This window comes from Desulfuromonas acetexigens, from assembly GCF_900111775.1.
GTDB classification, from domain to species: domain Bacteria; phylum Desulfobacterota; class Desulfuromonadia; order Desulfuromonadales; family Trichloromonadaceae; genus Trichloromonas; species Trichloromonas acetexigens.
On record NZ_FOJJ01000034.1, the window covers coordinates 227,942 to 242,426 of the forward strand.

At 62.0% G+C, this 14,485-nt stretch carries 13 protein-coding genes; 8 read left to right on the forward strand and 5 right to left on the reverse strand.

What is annotated here, in order from left to right:
- The first annotated feature begins 9 nt into the window (after positions 1–9).
- The 4 genes from BQ4888_RS11805 (at position 10) to BQ4888_RS11820 (ending at position 4,498) form a co-directional block, all read left to right on the forward strand.
- Entirely contained in the window at positions 10–753 is a 744-nt protein-coding gene (locus BQ4888_RS11805; RefSeq protein WP_092057545.1) for an NADH-quinone oxidoreductase subunit B family protein, read from the forward strand.
- A complete protein-coding gene (locus tag BQ4888_RS11810; protein ID WP_092057457.1) occupies positions 750–2,027 on the forward strand; it encodes a Ni/Fe hydrogenase subunit alpha in 1,278 nt (425 codons plus the stop codon). The genes BQ4888_RS11805 and BQ4888_RS11810 overlap by 4 nt, the downstream gene beginning before the upstream one ends.
- Positions 2,020–2,472, forward strand: coding sequence for a hydrogenase maturation protease (locus BQ4888_RS11815; protein ID WP_092057458.1), 453 nt, complete (start codon positions 2,020–2,022; stop codon positions 2,470–2,472). Before BQ4888_RS11810 ends, BQ4888_RS11815 begins: the two co-directional genes overlap by 8 nt.
- Positions 2,473–2,686: 214 nt before the next feature.
- Positions 2,687–4,498 (forward strand): methyl-accepting chemotaxis protein, encoded by a 1,812-nt coding sequence (locus tag BQ4888_RS11820; RefSeq protein WP_170232844.1) that lies wholly within the window; start codon positions 2,687–2,689, stop codon positions 4,496–4,498.
- Positions 4,499–4,570: 72 nt separating this feature from the next.
- Here BQ4888_RS11820 and BQ4888_RS11825 read toward each other — a convergent pair whose 3' ends face one another.
- The 4 genes from BQ4888_RS11825 to BQ4888_RS11840 all read right to left on the reverse strand — a co-directional run bounded on the left by BQ4888_RS11825 (position 4,571) and on the right by BQ4888_RS11840 (position 9,878).
- Positions 4,571–7,324, reverse strand: a complete 2,754-nt coding sequence (locus tag BQ4888_RS11825) for a bifunctional diguanylate cyclase/phosphodiesterase (protein ID WP_092057460.1) — start codon at positions 7,322–7,324, stop codon at positions 4,571–4,573.
- On the reverse strand, positions 7,324–8,157 hold the full coding sequence (locus tag BQ4888_RS11830; protein ID WP_092057461.1) for a PhnD/SsuA/transferrin family substrate-binding protein: 834 nt from the start codon (positions 8,155–8,157) through the stop codon (positions 7,324–7,326). Before BQ4888_RS11830 ends, BQ4888_RS11825 begins: the two co-directional genes overlap by 1 nt.
- 271 nt (positions 8,158–8,428) lie before the next feature.
- Entirely contained in the window at positions 8,429–9,184 is a 756-nt protein-coding gene (locus BQ4888_RS11835; protein WP_170232845.1) for a LamG-like jellyroll fold domain-containing protein, read from the reverse strand.
- A 247-nt stretch (positions 9,185–9,431) separates the two neighbouring features.
- Positions 9,432–9,878, reverse strand: a complete 447-nt coding sequence (locus tag BQ4888_RS11840; RefSeq protein ID WP_092057462.1) for a pyridoxamine 5'-phosphate oxidase family protein — start codon at positions 9,876–9,878, stop codon at positions 9,432–9,434.
- Positions 9,879–10,012: 134 nt separating this feature from the next.
- Between BQ4888_RS11840 and BQ4888_RS11845 the strand changes: the two genes are divergently transcribed.
- The 4 genes from BQ4888_RS11845 to BQ4888_RS11860 all read left to right on the forward strand — a co-directional run bounded on the left by BQ4888_RS11845 (position 10,013) and on the right by BQ4888_RS11860 (position 13,503).
- Positions 10,013–11,203: a phospholipase D-like domain-containing protein gene (locus BQ4888_RS11845; RefSeq protein ID WP_092057463.1), complete on the forward strand. Its 1,191-nt coding sequence runs from the start codon at positions 10,013–10,015 to the stop codon at positions 11,201–11,203.
- Positions 11,204–11,309: 106 nt separating this feature from the next.
- Positions 11,310–11,879 carry a hypothetical protein gene (locus BQ4888_RS11850; RefSeq protein ID WP_092057464.1) on the forward strand — a complete coding sequence of 190 codons (570 nt, stop codon included), beginning with the start codon at positions 11,310–11,312 and terminating at the stop codon, positions 11,877–11,879.
- A 160-nt stretch (positions 11,880–12,039) separates the two neighbouring features.
- Positions 12,040–12,699 carry a YceH family protein gene (locus BQ4888_RS11855; protein ID WP_092057465.1) on the forward strand — a complete coding sequence of 220 codons (660 nt, stop codon included), beginning with the start codon at positions 12,040–12,042 and terminating at the stop codon, positions 12,697–12,699.
- 129 nt (positions 12,700–12,828) lie between these two features.
- A complete protein-coding gene (locus BQ4888_RS11860; RefSeq protein WP_092057466.1) occupies positions 12,829–13,503 on the forward strand; it encodes a 4Fe-4S binding protein in 675 nt (224 codons plus the stop codon).
- A 119-nt stretch (positions 13,504–13,622) separates the two neighbouring features.
- Here the strand turns inward: BQ4888_RS11860 and BQ4888_RS11865 are convergent, their stop codons facing one another.
- Positions 13,623–14,324 (reverse strand): MgtC/SapB family protein, encoded by a 702-nt coding sequence (locus tag BQ4888_RS11865; protein WP_205748006.1) that lies wholly within the window; start codon positions 14,322–14,324, stop codon positions 13,623–13,625.
- Between the last annotated feature and the right edge of the window lie 161 nt (positions 14,325–14,485).

Genomic DNA, 14,485 nt, shown 5'->3' on the forward strand with positions numbered 1-14,485 from the left:
GCGCCCGTCATGAATAAGCTCCGGATCGGTTTTTTCGACTTCACCGGCTGCGAAGGCTGCCAGCTGACGGTCCTCAACCTTGAGGACGAGTTCCTGGAACTGCTCGAACTGGTGAAGATTGTCGAATTCCGCGAGGTGATGAGCGGCGCGTGCGAACGGCTGGACATCGCTTTCGTCGAGGGGAGCATCTGCACGCCGGGGGAAGCGGAGCGGCTACGGGCGATTCGGGCCAAGGCGACCACCCTGGTCGCCCTCGGGGCCTGCGCCGACACCGCCGGAGTCAACGCCCTCGGTCATTTCCGCGATTTGCGGGAGCTGCGCCGGGAGATCTATGGCGGCGAGCATCCGCCGGCGCTGACCGACATCCCCCGTCCGCTCAACGCCATCGTCCCGGTCGATCATCGGCTGCCCGGCTGTCCCATTGATGGCCGGGAGTTTCTGGCCGTCTTGCAGGCGCTTTTGCTCGGCCAGCCGCCGCAGTTGCCAACTTTTTCGGTCTGCGTCGAGTGCAAGCTGGCCGAGCTGCCCTGCGCCTTCGAGCGCGATCAGGTCTGCCTCGGGCCGGTGACCCGCGCCGGCTGCGATGCCCTGTGCCTGGCGGCCGGCGACCGTTGCCGAGGTTGCCGGGGGTTGATCGACAATCCACGCAGTGGTCCCTACTACCGTATTCTTGCGGAGCATGGTCTGACCGAGGAAGATATTCTGGAAGAGTTTCGTACCTTTAACGTCCCGGGACGGGGAGGCCGCCGATGAAGATCGAGATCCCCTCACTGGCCCGCATCGAGGGGCATGCCCGGCTGGTGGTCGATGCCAGCAATGGCGAGCTCAAGGAGTGTCGGCTCGAGGTCTTCGAGTCGCCGCGCTTTTTCGAGGGGCTGCTCAAGGGGCGGCACTACCGGGACGTGGCACCGATCATCGCTCGTATCTGCGGGGTCTGTTCCAATTCCCACACCCTGGTGTCGCTGGCGGCCACCGAGCGAGCGCTCGGTGTCGAGATTAGCGAGCAGACCCGCAACCTGCGCCGGCTGCTGGCCTACGGCGAGATCCTGCAAAGCCACCTGCTGCAGCTCTATTTCATGGCGGTTCCCGATTTCCTCGGGGTCAACAGCATCTTCCCGCTGGCCAAGTCCCGTCGCGAGCTGGTGCTGCGGGCGTTGCGGCTGAAGAAGCTGGCCAACGACATCTGCCACCTGGTCGGCGGCCGGCCGGTACACCCGGTCACCACCTGCGTGGGGGGCTTCTCGGCCCTGCCGGCCGCCCAGGATCTGCTTGAACTGCGTCGTCGGCTGGTCACGGCCGTTCCTGACCTGGAGGCGACGGTGGCCTTGTTCGCGACCTTCGAGTTCCCCGTTTTCGAGCGGGAAACCGAGTACGTCAGCCTCGGTGCCGATGACGGCTACCCGCTGCTTTCTCAGACTCTGGTCTCCAGCGACGGGGTCCGGGCGATGGCGGCCGACTATAAGGGCGTGATCGAGGAATACCTGGTTCCCCACTCCAGTGCCAAGTTCGCCCGGATGACCCGGGAGACCTATGCCGTCGGACCGCTGGCGCGGCTGAAAACCGGCTTCGACAAGCTTTCGCCCATGGCTCGCAAGGTGGCCGCGGCGCTCGGCCTCGCTGCTGATACGGTCAATTCCTATCTCAACCTGCTGGCCCGGCTGGTCGAGGTGGTGCACTGCTTCGAGGAGGCCATTCATCGCATCGACGATGTCCTCGTCGCCGGTCTGAAACAGCCGGCAATCGCCGTTCCCGACGGAGGAGGGCAGGGGGTGGCGGCGATCGAAGCCCCCCGAGGTACCCTGTTCCATGCCTACCGTTACGATGCCGGCGGCTGCATCGAAAGCGCCGATTGCGTCATTCCCACCGCCCAGAACCTGGCCAACATCGAAGCCGACCTGCGGGCGCTGGTGCCGACCCTGCTCGATCTTTCCCGCGAGGAGCTGACTCGTCGCCTGGAAATGCTGGTGCGGGCCTACGATCCCTGCATCAGTTGCTCGACCCATCTGCTGCGGGTGGACATTGTTTAGGGTCATTGGCATCGGCAACCCGCTGATGGGGGATGACGGCCTCGGCATCGTCGCCGTCGAGTGCTTGCGGCAGATGGAGCCGCCCCCCGGAGTCGAGGCGATTGATGGTGGTACCGGTGGCCTGACCCTGCTGGAACTGTTCGAAGGGGCGCAACGGGTCATCCTCGTCGACGCCGTCGACATGGGCAAAGCGCCCGGTACCGTTGTGCGCCTCGCTCTTCCCGACCTTCTTTCCGTCGATCCGGCATTGCCCCTGTCCTGGCACGCTGCCGGCGTCCTCCCCGCGCTGCGGCTTGGTCACGAACTCAGCCTGCTGCCGCCCCTGTGGTTGTTCGGTATGCAGCCCTCCCGGATCGCACCCGGCATCGGGCTCTCCCCGGCCGTCGCCGCCGCCCTTCCCGAACTGCTCGCCACCCTTCTCGCCTTTTCGAAGTCCGCCCAATAGAATCTTGTTATCCCATTTCTTGGGACCGATATTTGCGAAAAGAAAACGACGTTTCTTTTCTTCGGGCAATGCTGCCCGTTTCATGTCGCTTTTTCAGAAAAGTGTCGAATCCTCCGGTCAAGTTTTTGACGAGTGTCATCGCTTTGTCTCGATTCCTGATTTTCCCCCTACAGGGTGTGATTTCGTTTTCCTCCAGCAGAAAGGACTTTGGCTCATGCTCTTCGCCCATTCCAAGTTGAAATTGTCCGTTCAGATCGCCGGCATGTGTCTGGCCATCATTCTGACCTTTTGTCTCGCTTTTGCCTGGCTCTATGCCCAGAGCAGCAAGCGCCAGTACGGGGATCGGCGCCTCAAGGTGCAGAACCAGGTAGAGACCGCCTACGGGGTGCTGGAGTATTTCGCCGCTGCCGCCGGTCGCGGCGAATTGACCCAGGCCGAAGCTCAGGAGCGGGCCAAGGTGGCGATCAAGGGGTTGCGCTATGGTTCCGAGGATTACTTCTGGATCAACGACACCCAGCCGGCGATGATCATGCACCCCTTCAAGCCGGAACTCGACGGCAAGGATCTTTCCCAGTCCGCCGATCCCAACGGTAAAAAGCTGTTTGTGGAATTCGTCGAGGTCTGCCGGAAAGAGGAGGGCGGTTTTGTCGACTATTTCTGGCCCAAGCCCGGATTCGACGAGCCGGTGGCGAAGATCAGCTACGTCAAGCTCTTTCCCCAGTGGAACTGGATCATCGGCAACGGTCTGTACATCGACGATGTCGAGGCGAGTCTCGCCCATGTGCTGAAAACGACGCTTGGCCTCCTCGGAGCGGTGGTGTTGGTGACGGCATTACTGGTCATCGGCATGTCGCGCAGTCTCACCGGTGCCCTGCATTCCTTCATGACGGCCTTAGGCAAACTGGCCCAGGGAGATACCCAGATTGCCGTGCACGGGAGCGTCTGCCGGGAGATCGACAGTCTTGGGCTGGCGATGAAACGCCTCGCCGAAATCATGAATGCCCGCTCTGAAGTCGCACTCGGCATCGCCGACGGCGATCTCACCCATCGGGTGGAACTCCTCTCCGAACGGGATCTGCTTGGCCAATCCATGGCGCGGATGCACGGCAATCTCAGCGACATCCTCTGTCAGGTGCAGGCGACATCCATGCAGATCGCCGCCGACGCCGGCCAGATTTCCGCCGGCAGCTCGGCCCTGGCCGACGGCGCGACTCGTCAGGCGGCGGCGCTGGAGGAGATTTCCAGTTCGATGCAGGATGTCGCCTCCCAGACCGGGCAGAACGCCGAAAATGCCAAGCAGGCCAATGCCCTGGCCGCACAGGGTCTGGATTTTGCGGGCAAGGGTAACGAGGAAATGGAGGGGATGATGGCGGCCATGGGGGAAATCAGCTCCGCCGCCGAGAACATTTCCCGCATCATCAAGGTCATCGACGAAATCGCTTTCCAGACCAACCTCTTGGCCCTCAACGCGGCGGTGGAAGCGGCCCGCGCCGGGCAGCACGGCAAGGGCTTCGCCGTGGTCGCCGAAGAAGTGCGGAATCTGGCGGGGCGCAGCGCCAAGGCGGCGAAGGAGACGGAGGAGCTGATCGCCAGCTCGGTGGCCAAGACCGAACGCGGGCTGGTGATCGCCGACCGCACCGCCGCCTCCCTCAAGGAAATCGTGACGGTATCGGCCAAGGTCAGCGACCTGATCCAGGAAATCGCCGCGGCCTCCAACGAACAGGCCCAGGCCATCCAGCAGATCAACCAAGGGCTCGCCCAGATCGATCAGGTCAACCAGCAGGCGACGGCCAACACCGAGGAGAGTGCCGCGTCCGCCTCGGTGCTGGCGGATCACGCCCGGCAGCTGCAAGCTCTGCTGCAACGTTTCCGGGTCGATCAGCGTCGCTGCAAGGCCCAAGAACCACCGGCCCGTAATCCCCGTTCCGCGGTTGCCGCCGCATCGCCGACGGGGGTCTGGGGAGCGGCCGGGGAGTCGGCGGTTCCCCGCATTGCCCTCGACGATGGCGAGTTCGGCAAATACTAGTCGTCGCCGTCATTTTTTTCGGGAGTCCCCAGGTGGGACTCCCGTTTTTTGTTTGCCCAGCGAAGCGGGCGGCTAGACGGGGTCGAGATTTTCCGGCAGGGGTGGCAGGGGCTGCCCTTTGCGCAGCAGGGTCTTCATCCCCTCGGCGGGTAGGGGACGGCTGTAGTGGTAGCCCTGGGCGTCATTGCAGCCTTCAAGCATGAGGAAATTGCGCTGGTCGATGGTCTCCACCCCTTCGGCAAGCACCCGCAGGCGCAGGCGGTGGGCCATGGCGATAATGGCGCTGATAATCGCCGCGTCGTCCGGGTCACTGGAAACGTCGCGCACGAAGGAGCGGTCGATTTTCAGCTTGTCGATGGGAAAGAGCTTGAGGTAGCTGAGGGAGGAGTAGCCGGTGCCGAAATCGTCGATGGCGATGTTCAGCCCCAGGTTCTTGAGCTGATAAAGCAGGGCGATGGTCTGCTCTTCGGCACTCATCAGCAGGCTTTCGGTGATTTCGATTTCGAGATATTCGGGGGCCAGACCGCTTTCCGACAGCGCCCGGCGGATGACCTCTTCGAGATTGCGCTGACGGAACTGGAGGGGGGAAAGATTCACCGCCACCGGCAATTTCGTCAGACCCTCATCCTGCCAGGCCTTGTTCTGGCGGCAGACCTCGCCCAGCACCCATTCGCCGATGGGGACGATCAGTCCGCATTCCTCGGCCAGGGGGATGAATTCCCCCGGCGGAACCAGCCCCTGTTCGGGGTGCTGCCAGCGCAGCAGGGCCTCGGCGCCGACAATGCGGCCGCTTTCGAGTTCGACCAGGGGTTGATAGTGAAGCAGGAACTCCCGGTGGTCGAGGGCGAGCCGCAGGCTGTTTTCCATCTCCAGTCGCTGCCGGGCGCGGACATTGAGATCGGCGGTGAAGAACTGGTAGTTGTTGCGTCCGAGTTTTTTCGCATGATACATGGCCGCGTCGGCATTTTTGATGAGGGCGGCCTCGTCCTCGCCGTCGGCGGGATAGAGGGCGATGCCGATGCTGCCGGAAACGCGCAGTTCCTGGTTGTCGATGAAAAAGGACTCGCTGATGGCCGCGAGAATTTTTCGGGCGATCTGGGCCGGGTCGGCGGCTTCGCGGATCTGCCGCAGAATGATGATGAATTCGTCCCCGCCCTGGCGGCTGACGGTGTCGCTGGCGCGCATGCACTCGACCAGGCGGCGCGCCATCTCCTGCAACAGCCGGTCGCCGACGGGATGGCCGAGAGAATCGTTGATCGATTTGAAGAGATCGATATCGAGAAAGAGGACGGCGAAAATTTCCCCCTCGCGCTGGGCGGCGACGATCGCCTGCCGTAGGCGGTCGAGGAAGAGGGTCCGGTTCGGCAGGTTGGTCAGGGTGTCGTATTCGGCCAGGTAGCGGATGCGTTCGTCGCTCTCCTTGCGTTTGCTGATGTCGCGGAAGGCCGCCACCACCCCGGTCCCCTCGTCGCCGGAGCGGATCGGTTGGCAGGAGACCTCCACGTTCATCAGGGTGCCGTCCTTGCGGCGAAAGAGTTCTTCGCCGACATAGCCTTCCCCACGACCCATGGCGGAGCAGATCGGACATTCCGCCGGGTTTGCAAAGGGCGCGCCGTCTTCTCGCACATGGAAGAGTCCGTGACCGATGCGCCCGACGACCTCATCGGGACGATAGCCCAGCAGTTTGCCGAAGGTAGGATTGACCCGCTCGATCACCCCTTGGCCGTTCATGACGTAGAGGCCGTCGCCGATGGTGTCGGTGATAGTCTGCAATTGCCGCTTTTCCCGGCGGAGTCGGCCGCGGGAGCGGAGCAGGCCCCAGGTGAACCAGGCGAAAGCGCCGAGAAAGAGGGTCGTAAGCCCGAGGCTGAGATAAAAGTCACGACGCAGGGTGGCGGAAAAGGGATTTCTGGCGTAGGCGACGATATAGGCGGCCTGTCGCCCGAGGATGTCCTGAACCGGAACGAAGCTGACCGCCCAGTCCTCGGCTTCGGTGAAGAGAGGGACGGTGAATGCCTCTCCTTTTTTCATGCCGGCCTGAACCCGGGGTTGTTCGCGGAGCAGGCGGTCGAGGCGGCGCACACTGTCGCTGGGCGGCGGCGCCGAGTCGGGGAGTCGCAGATGGGGGTCTTCAATCAGAAAATCGTCATTCAGGGGGGCCGTTTCGTAGAGCGGTCGTTGTTCGTCGAAAAGAACCGCTTCGACCTGTTCCCGGCGCAGCACCAGGGTATATTCCCGGGTTGGGTCGATGCCGGTCATGGCTGCGCGGATCGAACGGAAGGTGACGCTGGTTTCCACGGTCCCCAGATGCTCTTCGCCACGAAAGACCGGATGGACGTAGCGGAAGCCGGAAACATTTTTGCCCGCCTCAAAGCCGGTCACCGGGCGGAGTTCGGTGTTGGCCAGGCGGATGGTGGGGCGTGCGTCGAATAGAGGGTCGTCGCAGAGATGGGGGGCGTGAAAGCGCAAAAAACTGTGGCCGTCGGCGGTGTGAAAATGCAGCTGACGAATCCCCCGCTGCCTGAGTTGGGCGTAGGTTGGGGCGAGCAGCCGGTAGAGTTTGCCGCGCTGGCGGTCGCGTTCGGGGCCGACCGCCTTCACCCCGGCGGCGAAGGTGTCAAGGACATTGTCGTGCTCCATAATTTCGGCGAAGAGCAGATCCGTGGCCAGCTGATAGGTCGCCACGCTCGCCTGGTAGGTGGTGGCCGCGACCACGTTGTTCTCGGCCAGATGCTGCCGCTCCTTGTCCTGCCGGTTGTCGTGGAGGAAGAGGGCGGACAGTCCCCAGGCGAGGAGGAAGAGGAGGGCTCCGACAAAGAGGCGCATCAGAAATTGCCCTGGTCGGGAATGGGAGCGCGGTAGGGGAGCTTGCGCGCCTCGGCGTAGTCCTCATCGGTGGCGGCGCTGAGGCCGTGACGGATGTTGTCGCCCCAGGTTTTTCGGGTGGGTTCATCGGCGGCCAGCAGCGCCCGGCGAATCGCCTCGATCCGCTCCGGCGAAACCCGGGTGCCGTTGGCGACCAGAGCCAGGCCAGGCATGGGGGCGGTTTCGGCGATGATGCGCAGGCCCAACGAAGCGTATTTGCGGGCGATGGCCGACTTCAGCCCGCCGGCGTCGAACTCCCCCGCCGCCACCGCCAGGGCGACGGCATCGTGGGGGCCAAGATAGCGGTAACGGGTTTCTTCGAGACGGATTCCGGCCTGCTGCAGCAGGCCGGAGATGGAAAAGAAGCCGCAGGTGGAAAGGGGCTGGGTCAAGGCGATCTTGCGGCCCGTCAGCTGCTCGAGACGCAGGTCGCTCTCGGCGGCGACGACCAGGGCGCAGGTATAGCTGGGTTGGCCGTCAGATTCATGAAAAATGACCAGGGGTCGCGCCGCAGGAAAACGATCCTTGAGGCGCAGGTAGGGAAGGGGGCCAAGATAGGCGAGGTCGAGCTTGCCTGCTTCGAATTTGTCCAGAACCTGCTCGTTGCTGTCCGAATAGTCGATGTCCAACTCGATGCCGAGGGCCGTTTGCAGATATTCCAGCAATGGTTTCCACTGGCCGGCCACGGTTTCCGGTTTTTCCATGGGCAGGGGGGCGAATTTCAACGTTTCGGCGGAGGCGATGGAAGCAAGGGTCAGCAGGAGGGCGGCAAAGAGGGGGATGATCTTTGGCATGACGCCTCCTGTGCGTTTCGAATCGACGTGGCGGATGGACGAAGGGAGAGTTATCACGCCGTGTGATAACCATATGCCCTTTGAATTCTTATCGATTCACTCTGCAATGTCAAGGGAGGGGTCGCAACAGGCAGGCGGGATTTGCCTCAGATGCCCCGGAGCAGACAAATTGATCTCCGTGCGGGCAGCCCGTTATCGGCGTTGGCAAAAAAAAGCGCCCGGAAAACCGGGCGCTGTCAATAAGTTACTGATGTGTGTCTTTGCGCTGAGGTCAGCGCATGCGGCGGCGAACCGCTGCGAGGCCGATCAGCCCGCCGCCGAGAAGAATCCAGGTCGACGGTTCGGGTACGGCGGTAAAGGCATTGTTGCCCACGCCGGCGGCATAGATCTCGGCGGCATCCTGAAGGCTGTCGTCCCAGATCTGGATGGTATCGAGATAGCCCAAGAAGGAATTGTTGGTATTGCGGTTGATCCCGAGGCGGAGCATCTGCAAGCCACCGGGGTTGACACCGGCCGTGCCGATAAACTTGCCGTTAAAGTACAGCCGGGCGTCGTTGCCGTCAAATTTCTGAACGACGATGTTCTCCCAAAGATCAAGGGTTGGTGTTCCGATGATCTTGGCTGTCGGCAAATTAATCGAAACTAGTCGATACTGACCGTCGTAGCTGTCGATTTGGAAGGAGTAGTCCGCAGTCGAGCTGGTGTTGTTGCTGAATAATCCTTTAAACTGACCCTGGTCGGTTACCGAGGTATTCACCCACAGGGAAAGGGTCCAGTCGTCCATGCCGCCGGGGCCATTTATCTGCTGCAGGTAGTTGGCGGCCAGTCCGTCGGAAAAGTAGGCTCCGCTGGATAGCTCCGGCGACGATCCGACGGCGTTCAGATTGAAGGTCTCGGCCGATGCACTGCTGTCCGCCAGGGTCTGATCGTCAAAAGAGTAATGGGCAATGAGGGTGGCGTGTCCCGACGTGATAAAGCACGTCAGAAACAGGATCAGGCCCAATGCTGCGGCAAATGAATTTTTCATGGTCCCTCCGGATAAAAAGACGCTGATGGTTTCGGCATACGAACGATTGAATTGGATATGCAAAAAATAAACCATATGTAAAATATTGAAATGATTGATGTTTTTTCTTGGCTCAACGGGGAATTGTAAAATAATCCGACGGTTGATTTGGATTTTTTTGTGGGATGTATCTATTCCGGAGAATTTTTTCCTGTTTTTTTGAAGGGTTGTCGACGATTTCAAGGGTTGGCGGGAGTGTCGACCGGCCTTACGGTTCTGTCGAAGTCTCTTTCACCCCGCGCCGCCGGCGGCGTTGGGGAAGGTCGATGAGGGGGCGAACGGTGGTGACCGCGAAGCGGACGGCGGCGCGGATGGCGCCGGCGGCTGTTTCGCCGGCCTGCTCTTTGACCCCGGCGCCAAGGGTTTCGAAGAGAGGGCCGGAATCGCTGATTTCCTCCAGGCGCAGATAAAGGCGCACGCCCCGCCAGAGCAGGGGATTGTCTCCCGGCTCGAAGGCCAGGAAACAGGCGTGGGGATTGTCGCGCAAATAGTTCAGACTGCGATTTTCACTGAGACCGAGAACCAACGTTTGTTCATCGGGCATGCGCGCCGAGGCGAAGAGGGCGGCGTTGCTTTCGCCGCCGGGGCCGACGGTGGCCAGGATTCCGTAAGACCCCGGCCGGTTGATAAATTCCATCGCTTGTGCCGCGTTCATGGCGCCTCCTTGGGTGATTTGAGCTGGTTTTATAGCAGGATTTCCCGCTTCGCATAAAGCCTCATCCGCATGAAGGTTGCCTTTTCTCCGGGTTTATGGCTATTTGAACCCTAAAATTCCCAGGATGAAAAGGCATGCAAGCTCCCCTTTCCAAATCTCGCAAATATCGTTTCCCCCTGCGCTCGGGGAATCGCTGTGCGATGCTGGTCGACGGTCAGGCCTTCTTCGGCGCCATGCTGGAGAGTATCGATACCGCCCGCCGCTACATTTTTTTGGAGATGTACCTGGTCGAATCAGGGCAGGTCGCCGACCGTTTCATCACAGCCCTGATCATGGCTCGCGGGCGCGGGGTGGAGGTCTATCTGCTGCTCGATGCCTTCGGCTCGTACTATCTCCATCGCCGGGACCGCGCAAGGCTTACGGCGGCGGGGGTGCATCTGGCTCTTTATAACGCCCTGCGCCTGACCGGAGGGCGGCGCAACCTTTTTCGTAACCATCGCAAGCTGCTGCTGGTTGACGGCGAGATTGCCTACACCGGCGGCACCGGCATCACCGATGCCTTCGACTCGGAACTCGACCCGGACCGCTACTGGCACGAAGGGATGCTCGCCATCCACGGCCCCTGCGTCGCCGACTGGCATGCCCTGTTCGTCGAAACCTGGCGGCGCTGGGCGAAAATCCCCATGGCGGAAATCTCCCCCCCGGCGACGGTTCCCCTTGCCGAAGGGTTCCCGGGGCGGGTGGCGGTGCACGGCCACAATCTCGCCTCGTCGGAGATCATGCGCTCCTATCTGCGCCACATCGCCAAGTCCCGGCGCCGGGTGTGGCTGGCCACCGCCTATTTCATCCCCCCCTGGAAGCTGCGCCGCGCCCTGCGTCGCGCCGCCTTGCGCGGCATCGACGTGCGCCTGCTTTTGCCCGGGCCCCATTCGGACCACCCCGAGGTTCGGCATATCGGAAGCCGCTACTATGAGCGCCTGTTGCGGGACGGGGTGCGCATCTTCGAATACCAGCCCCGTTTCATCCATGCCAAGGCGATGCTCTGCGACAACTGGCTGAGCATCGGTTCGAGCAACGCCGATCGCTGGAATTACCGCTGGAACCTGGAAGCCAACCAGGAAATTCGTTCCCCGGCCTTGGGCGAAACCGTCGCGGCCCTCTTTCAGGAGAATTTCAGCGAGAGTGTCGAGATTCGTGCCGCCGATTGGCGCCGCCGTTCCTGGGGGCGGCGGCTTCGGGAATGGTTCTGGGGGGAGTTGGCCCGTTTCTTCCTTTGGCTCGGCGACCGATCCCGGGGACGGCGCGGACCTCGGGACCGCCCCTGATGCTTTTTGCGCAAGCATCATTTTTTCGCGACTTCTGCTATGGTGAAAGAAAAGGCGGCGGAGGGGGAACTTTCCCGTTGCCGGAACGCAAGAAAGGAGGCGGAACATGCTTAAGAGTGTCGGCAGCGGAGCCCTGGAGCGTTTCCAGGCTGAAGCGCAAAAGTTGCTGGAAGAATCCCGCAGGGAAAAAGCGGCGCCCGAAAGCGGCGAGGCGAAACCTGCGCGGGGTGGGGATCGGGTTTCCCTGGGGAACAAAGCGGCTGAAGGGGTCGGTTATGAACCCGCCGTGAAGGAGGCGGACATCGGCGCGGCCTTCCGGTTGCTGCGCGATCTCGTTGCCCGCAATCTTCAAGAACAGGGGGTGGCAACCCGGGTGGCGACGGGGGAGGGGGACCTCGATCTGGAAAGCCTCAGCCCGGAAGAGGCCCAGTCGCTCATCGGCGAGGACGGCTATTTCGGCGTCGAGCAGACCTCGGAGCGGATCTTCCAGTTCGCCATCGGCATCGCCGGCAACGACCCGAACCGCATCGACGCCATCCGTAAAGGGATCGAGGATGGCTATCGCCAGGCCGAGGAGGCTTGGGGCGGGGAGCTGCCGGAGATCTCTTATAAGACCAAGGATGCCTTGACGGAAAAGCTCGACAACTGGCTGGCGAGTTTTTCCGAAGCGGGCTAAAGAACGGTTATGAAGCGCCCGGGCCGGAAGCCATTCCGGCCCGTGACGTTTACGCCCTGAATTTCCCCCCTGACAACTCCCGCCACAAAAATCTTTCGTCTTAATCCCCTCTCATGCTATGGTGCGCCTCCATTCTCGACCAGCCCAGGGAGGCCCAGCGATGACCAACCAGCTCAACCAAGACGAAGTGCGGGTACTCGGCTGTTTCATCGAAAAAGAGATGACCACCCCCGAGTATTATCCCCTGACCCTCAATGCCCTGACCACCGCCTGCAACCAGAAGTCGAACCGCGATCCGGTGGTCGCTTTCGACGAAACGACCGTGGTCCGCGCCCTCGACCGGCTGCGTCACCTGGGGCTGGCGATGCAAGCCGGCGATGGCGGCCGGGTGCCCCGCTACAAGCACGCCCTCAGCGTCAAGCTCTATCTCGAACCGGAAGAACTGGCGGTGCTCGCCGAGCTGATGCTGCGCGGTCCCCAGACCCTCGGCGAACTGCGTGCTCGCGCCGACCGCATGCATTCGCTCAAGAGCCTGGAAGAGGTGGAGATCATCCTCAAGCACCTCGCCGAACGCAAGGAGCCGCTGGTCATGCAGATGCCCCGCCAGCCGGGGCGCAAGGAGTGCCGTTATGCCCAGCTGTTTTCCGGGGTGCCGGAGATCAGCGACGAGCCGGCGGCGCCCGCGCCGGAAACGGCGACTTTGCGGGTGCGGGCGGAAAACGAGCGGCTGGCTGCGCTGGAAGCGGAAGTCGCGGCGTTGCGGGCCGAACTGGAAAGCATCAAGGGGCAAATCGAGGAATTCAGGGCTCAGTTCGAGTGACCCGAAAGACGAAGTTAAACAGGGGTGAGGGCGAAGGACGACGGGACGAATTTCCTTGACCCGAAGTTGGGTTGTCATATATATAGATATTTAAATATATGACAACCCAATGACAAAGAGAGGATTTTCATGGAAGACGCGATCCGTCACGCCCTCCCCGACATCAACAGCCGCCGGCGCCTGCAATGGCTGCTGGCCCCGGTCATGATCCTGACCGTCGCCCTCGGCTGGAAATATCCCCTGCTCGGCTTTATCGTTCCGGTGGCCATGGCCGTGGGGATGATCGGCGGCTTTTTTCGCGGGCGCTATGTCTGCGGCAATCTCTGCCCGCGCGGCAGCTTCATCGACCGTATTCTCGCCCGCGTCGGCGGCGAGCGGCCGATTCCCGCGCTCTTTCGCAACCTGCGTTTCCGCTGGGGGGTCTTCGCCCTGCTGATGGGCTTCATGGCCTGGCGCCTCAGCCTCGACCCGACCTCCTGGCAGCACTGGGGGACAGTCTTCTGGTCCATGTGCGCCCTGACCACCGGCATCGCCGTGATCCTCGGCCTTCTCTACCATCCCCGCAGCTGGTGCGCCTTCTGCCCGGTGGGAACTTCGGCCAACGCCCTGGGCGGACACAAGCAGCCCCTGGAGATTGCCTCGAGCTGCCGTGAGTGCGGCAAGTGCGAGAAGGTCTGCGCCATGAACCTGGAAATCGTGCGGCACAAGCCGACCGGCGTGGTCGCCGAGCGCGACTGTCTGCGCTGCTCCGAATGCGTCGCCGCCTGCCCCGCCGCCGCCCTCAAATGGCCCGAGGCGGCTTGAAATAGAAAGAACCACCCGCAAAAAAGCGAACGCCCCGCCCGGAATCTCCCGGCGGGGCGTTCGTTTTTCATTCCCTTTTCTTTGGGGAGAGGGTGCCCGCAGGGCGGGTGAGGGCGGATTTACTGGTAATGGATCTTCTTTACCCCGTCGATTTCAGCGATGATCTGGCTCAGTTCGCGGCCGATGCGTTCCTTGTGCTGGGTGATGATGAAGCGGTAGCGGATGCACTGCGTAGTGAGATCAAGATCCGCTTCGATGTCGGAAATGCGCAGCTTGCGCTCGGCGAAGAGCCTTTCCAGGGTCGGGTAGATATCCGGCTCGGAATTTGCGGTGATGCTCAGGTGCAGATAGCGGTCCTTCTGGATGAGGGGTTCGAGCTGTTTCAGAAAGATCAGGGCCAAGAGCGAAAGAATGGTGGCGATGGTGCCGGCGATGAAGAGCCCCATGCCGAAAGCCATGCCGACACCGGCTGCCACCCACAGGCAGGCGGCGGTGGTCAGGCCGCGCACCGTGAAGCCTTCCTTGATAATGACCCCGGCGCCGAGAAAGCCGATGCCGGTGATGATCTGCGCCGCCGCCCGCCCCGGGTCGAGGCGCACTACGCCGGTGCCGGGGAGGTCGCCGTACTTGAGAAAAAAGGCTTCGGAGACGACCATCATCAGGCAGGAACCGAGGGCCACCAGCAGATGGGTACGCAGACCGGCGGGGCGTCCGTGCTTTTCCCGCTCGATGCCGAGAATGGCCCCGGCCAGGGCGGCGAGAAGCAGTTTGACCAGGATCGCCAGCTCGGTGCTGCCGGCGAGGGTGGTGGCAAAAAACATGAAATCTCCTTTAAGAGGATGAAAATTTCTTTCATTATGGCTGATTCGCCGGAAAAAGAGAAGCCCGGTCCGACGCCGGGCGGCGCTCGCCGTCGGCATTTTCATCCACAGCTTTGTCCACGGGATATTCACAAGATGTTGTGGCTGGAAAGAAAAATTTT

Excerpts from the sequence above, each read along its gene's own strand:
- BQ4888_RS11805 (WP_092057545.1), top strand. The coding sequence starts at position 10 with ATGAATAAGCTCCGGATCGGTTTTTTCGACTTCACCGGCTGCGAAGGC.
- BQ4888_RS11810 (WP_092057457.1), top strand. The coding sequence starts at position 750 with ATGAAGATCGAGATCCCCTCACTGGCCCGCATCGAGGGGCATGCCCGG.
- BQ4888_RS11820 (WP_170232844.1), top strand. The coding sequence starts at position 2,687 with ATGCTCTTCGCCCATTCCAAGTTGAAATTGTCCGTTCAGATCGCCGGC.
- BQ4888_RS11825 (WP_092057460.1), bottom strand. The coding sequence starts at position 7,324 with ATGCGCCTCTTTGTCGGAGCCCTCCTCTTCCTCCTCGCCTGGGGACTG.
- BQ4888_RS11830 (WP_092057461.1), bottom strand. The coding sequence starts at position 8,157 with ATGCCAAAGATCATCCCCCTCTTTGCCGCCCTCCTGCTGACCCTTGCT.
- BQ4888_RS11835 (WP_170232845.1), bottom strand. The coding sequence starts at position 9,184 with ATGAAAAATTCATTTGCCGCAGCATTGGGCCTGATCCTGTTTCTGACG.
- BQ4888_RS11840 (WP_092057462.1), bottom strand. The coding sequence starts at position 9,878 with ATGAACGCGGCACAAGCGATGGAATTTATCAACCGGCCGGGGTCTTAC.
- BQ4888_RS11845 (WP_092057463.1), top strand. The coding sequence starts at position 10,013 with ATGCAAGCTCCCCTTTCCAAATCTCGCAAATATCGTTTCCCCCTGCGC.
- BQ4888_RS11850 (WP_092057464.1), top strand. The coding sequence starts at position 11,310 with ATGCTTAAGAGTGTCGGCAGCGGAGCCCTGGAGCGTTTCCAGGCTGAA.
- BQ4888_RS11855 (WP_092057465.1), top strand. The coding sequence starts at position 12,040 with ATGACCAACCAGCTCAACCAAGACGAAGTGCGGGTACTCGGCTGTTTC.
- BQ4888_RS11860 (WP_092057466.1), top strand. The coding sequence starts at position 12,829 with ATGGAAGACGCGATCCGTCACGCCCTCCCCGACATCAACAGCCGCCGG.
- BQ4888_RS11865 (WP_205748006.1), bottom strand. The coding sequence starts at position 14,324 with ATGTTTTTTGCCACCACCCTCGCCGGCAGCACCGAGCTGGCGATCCTG.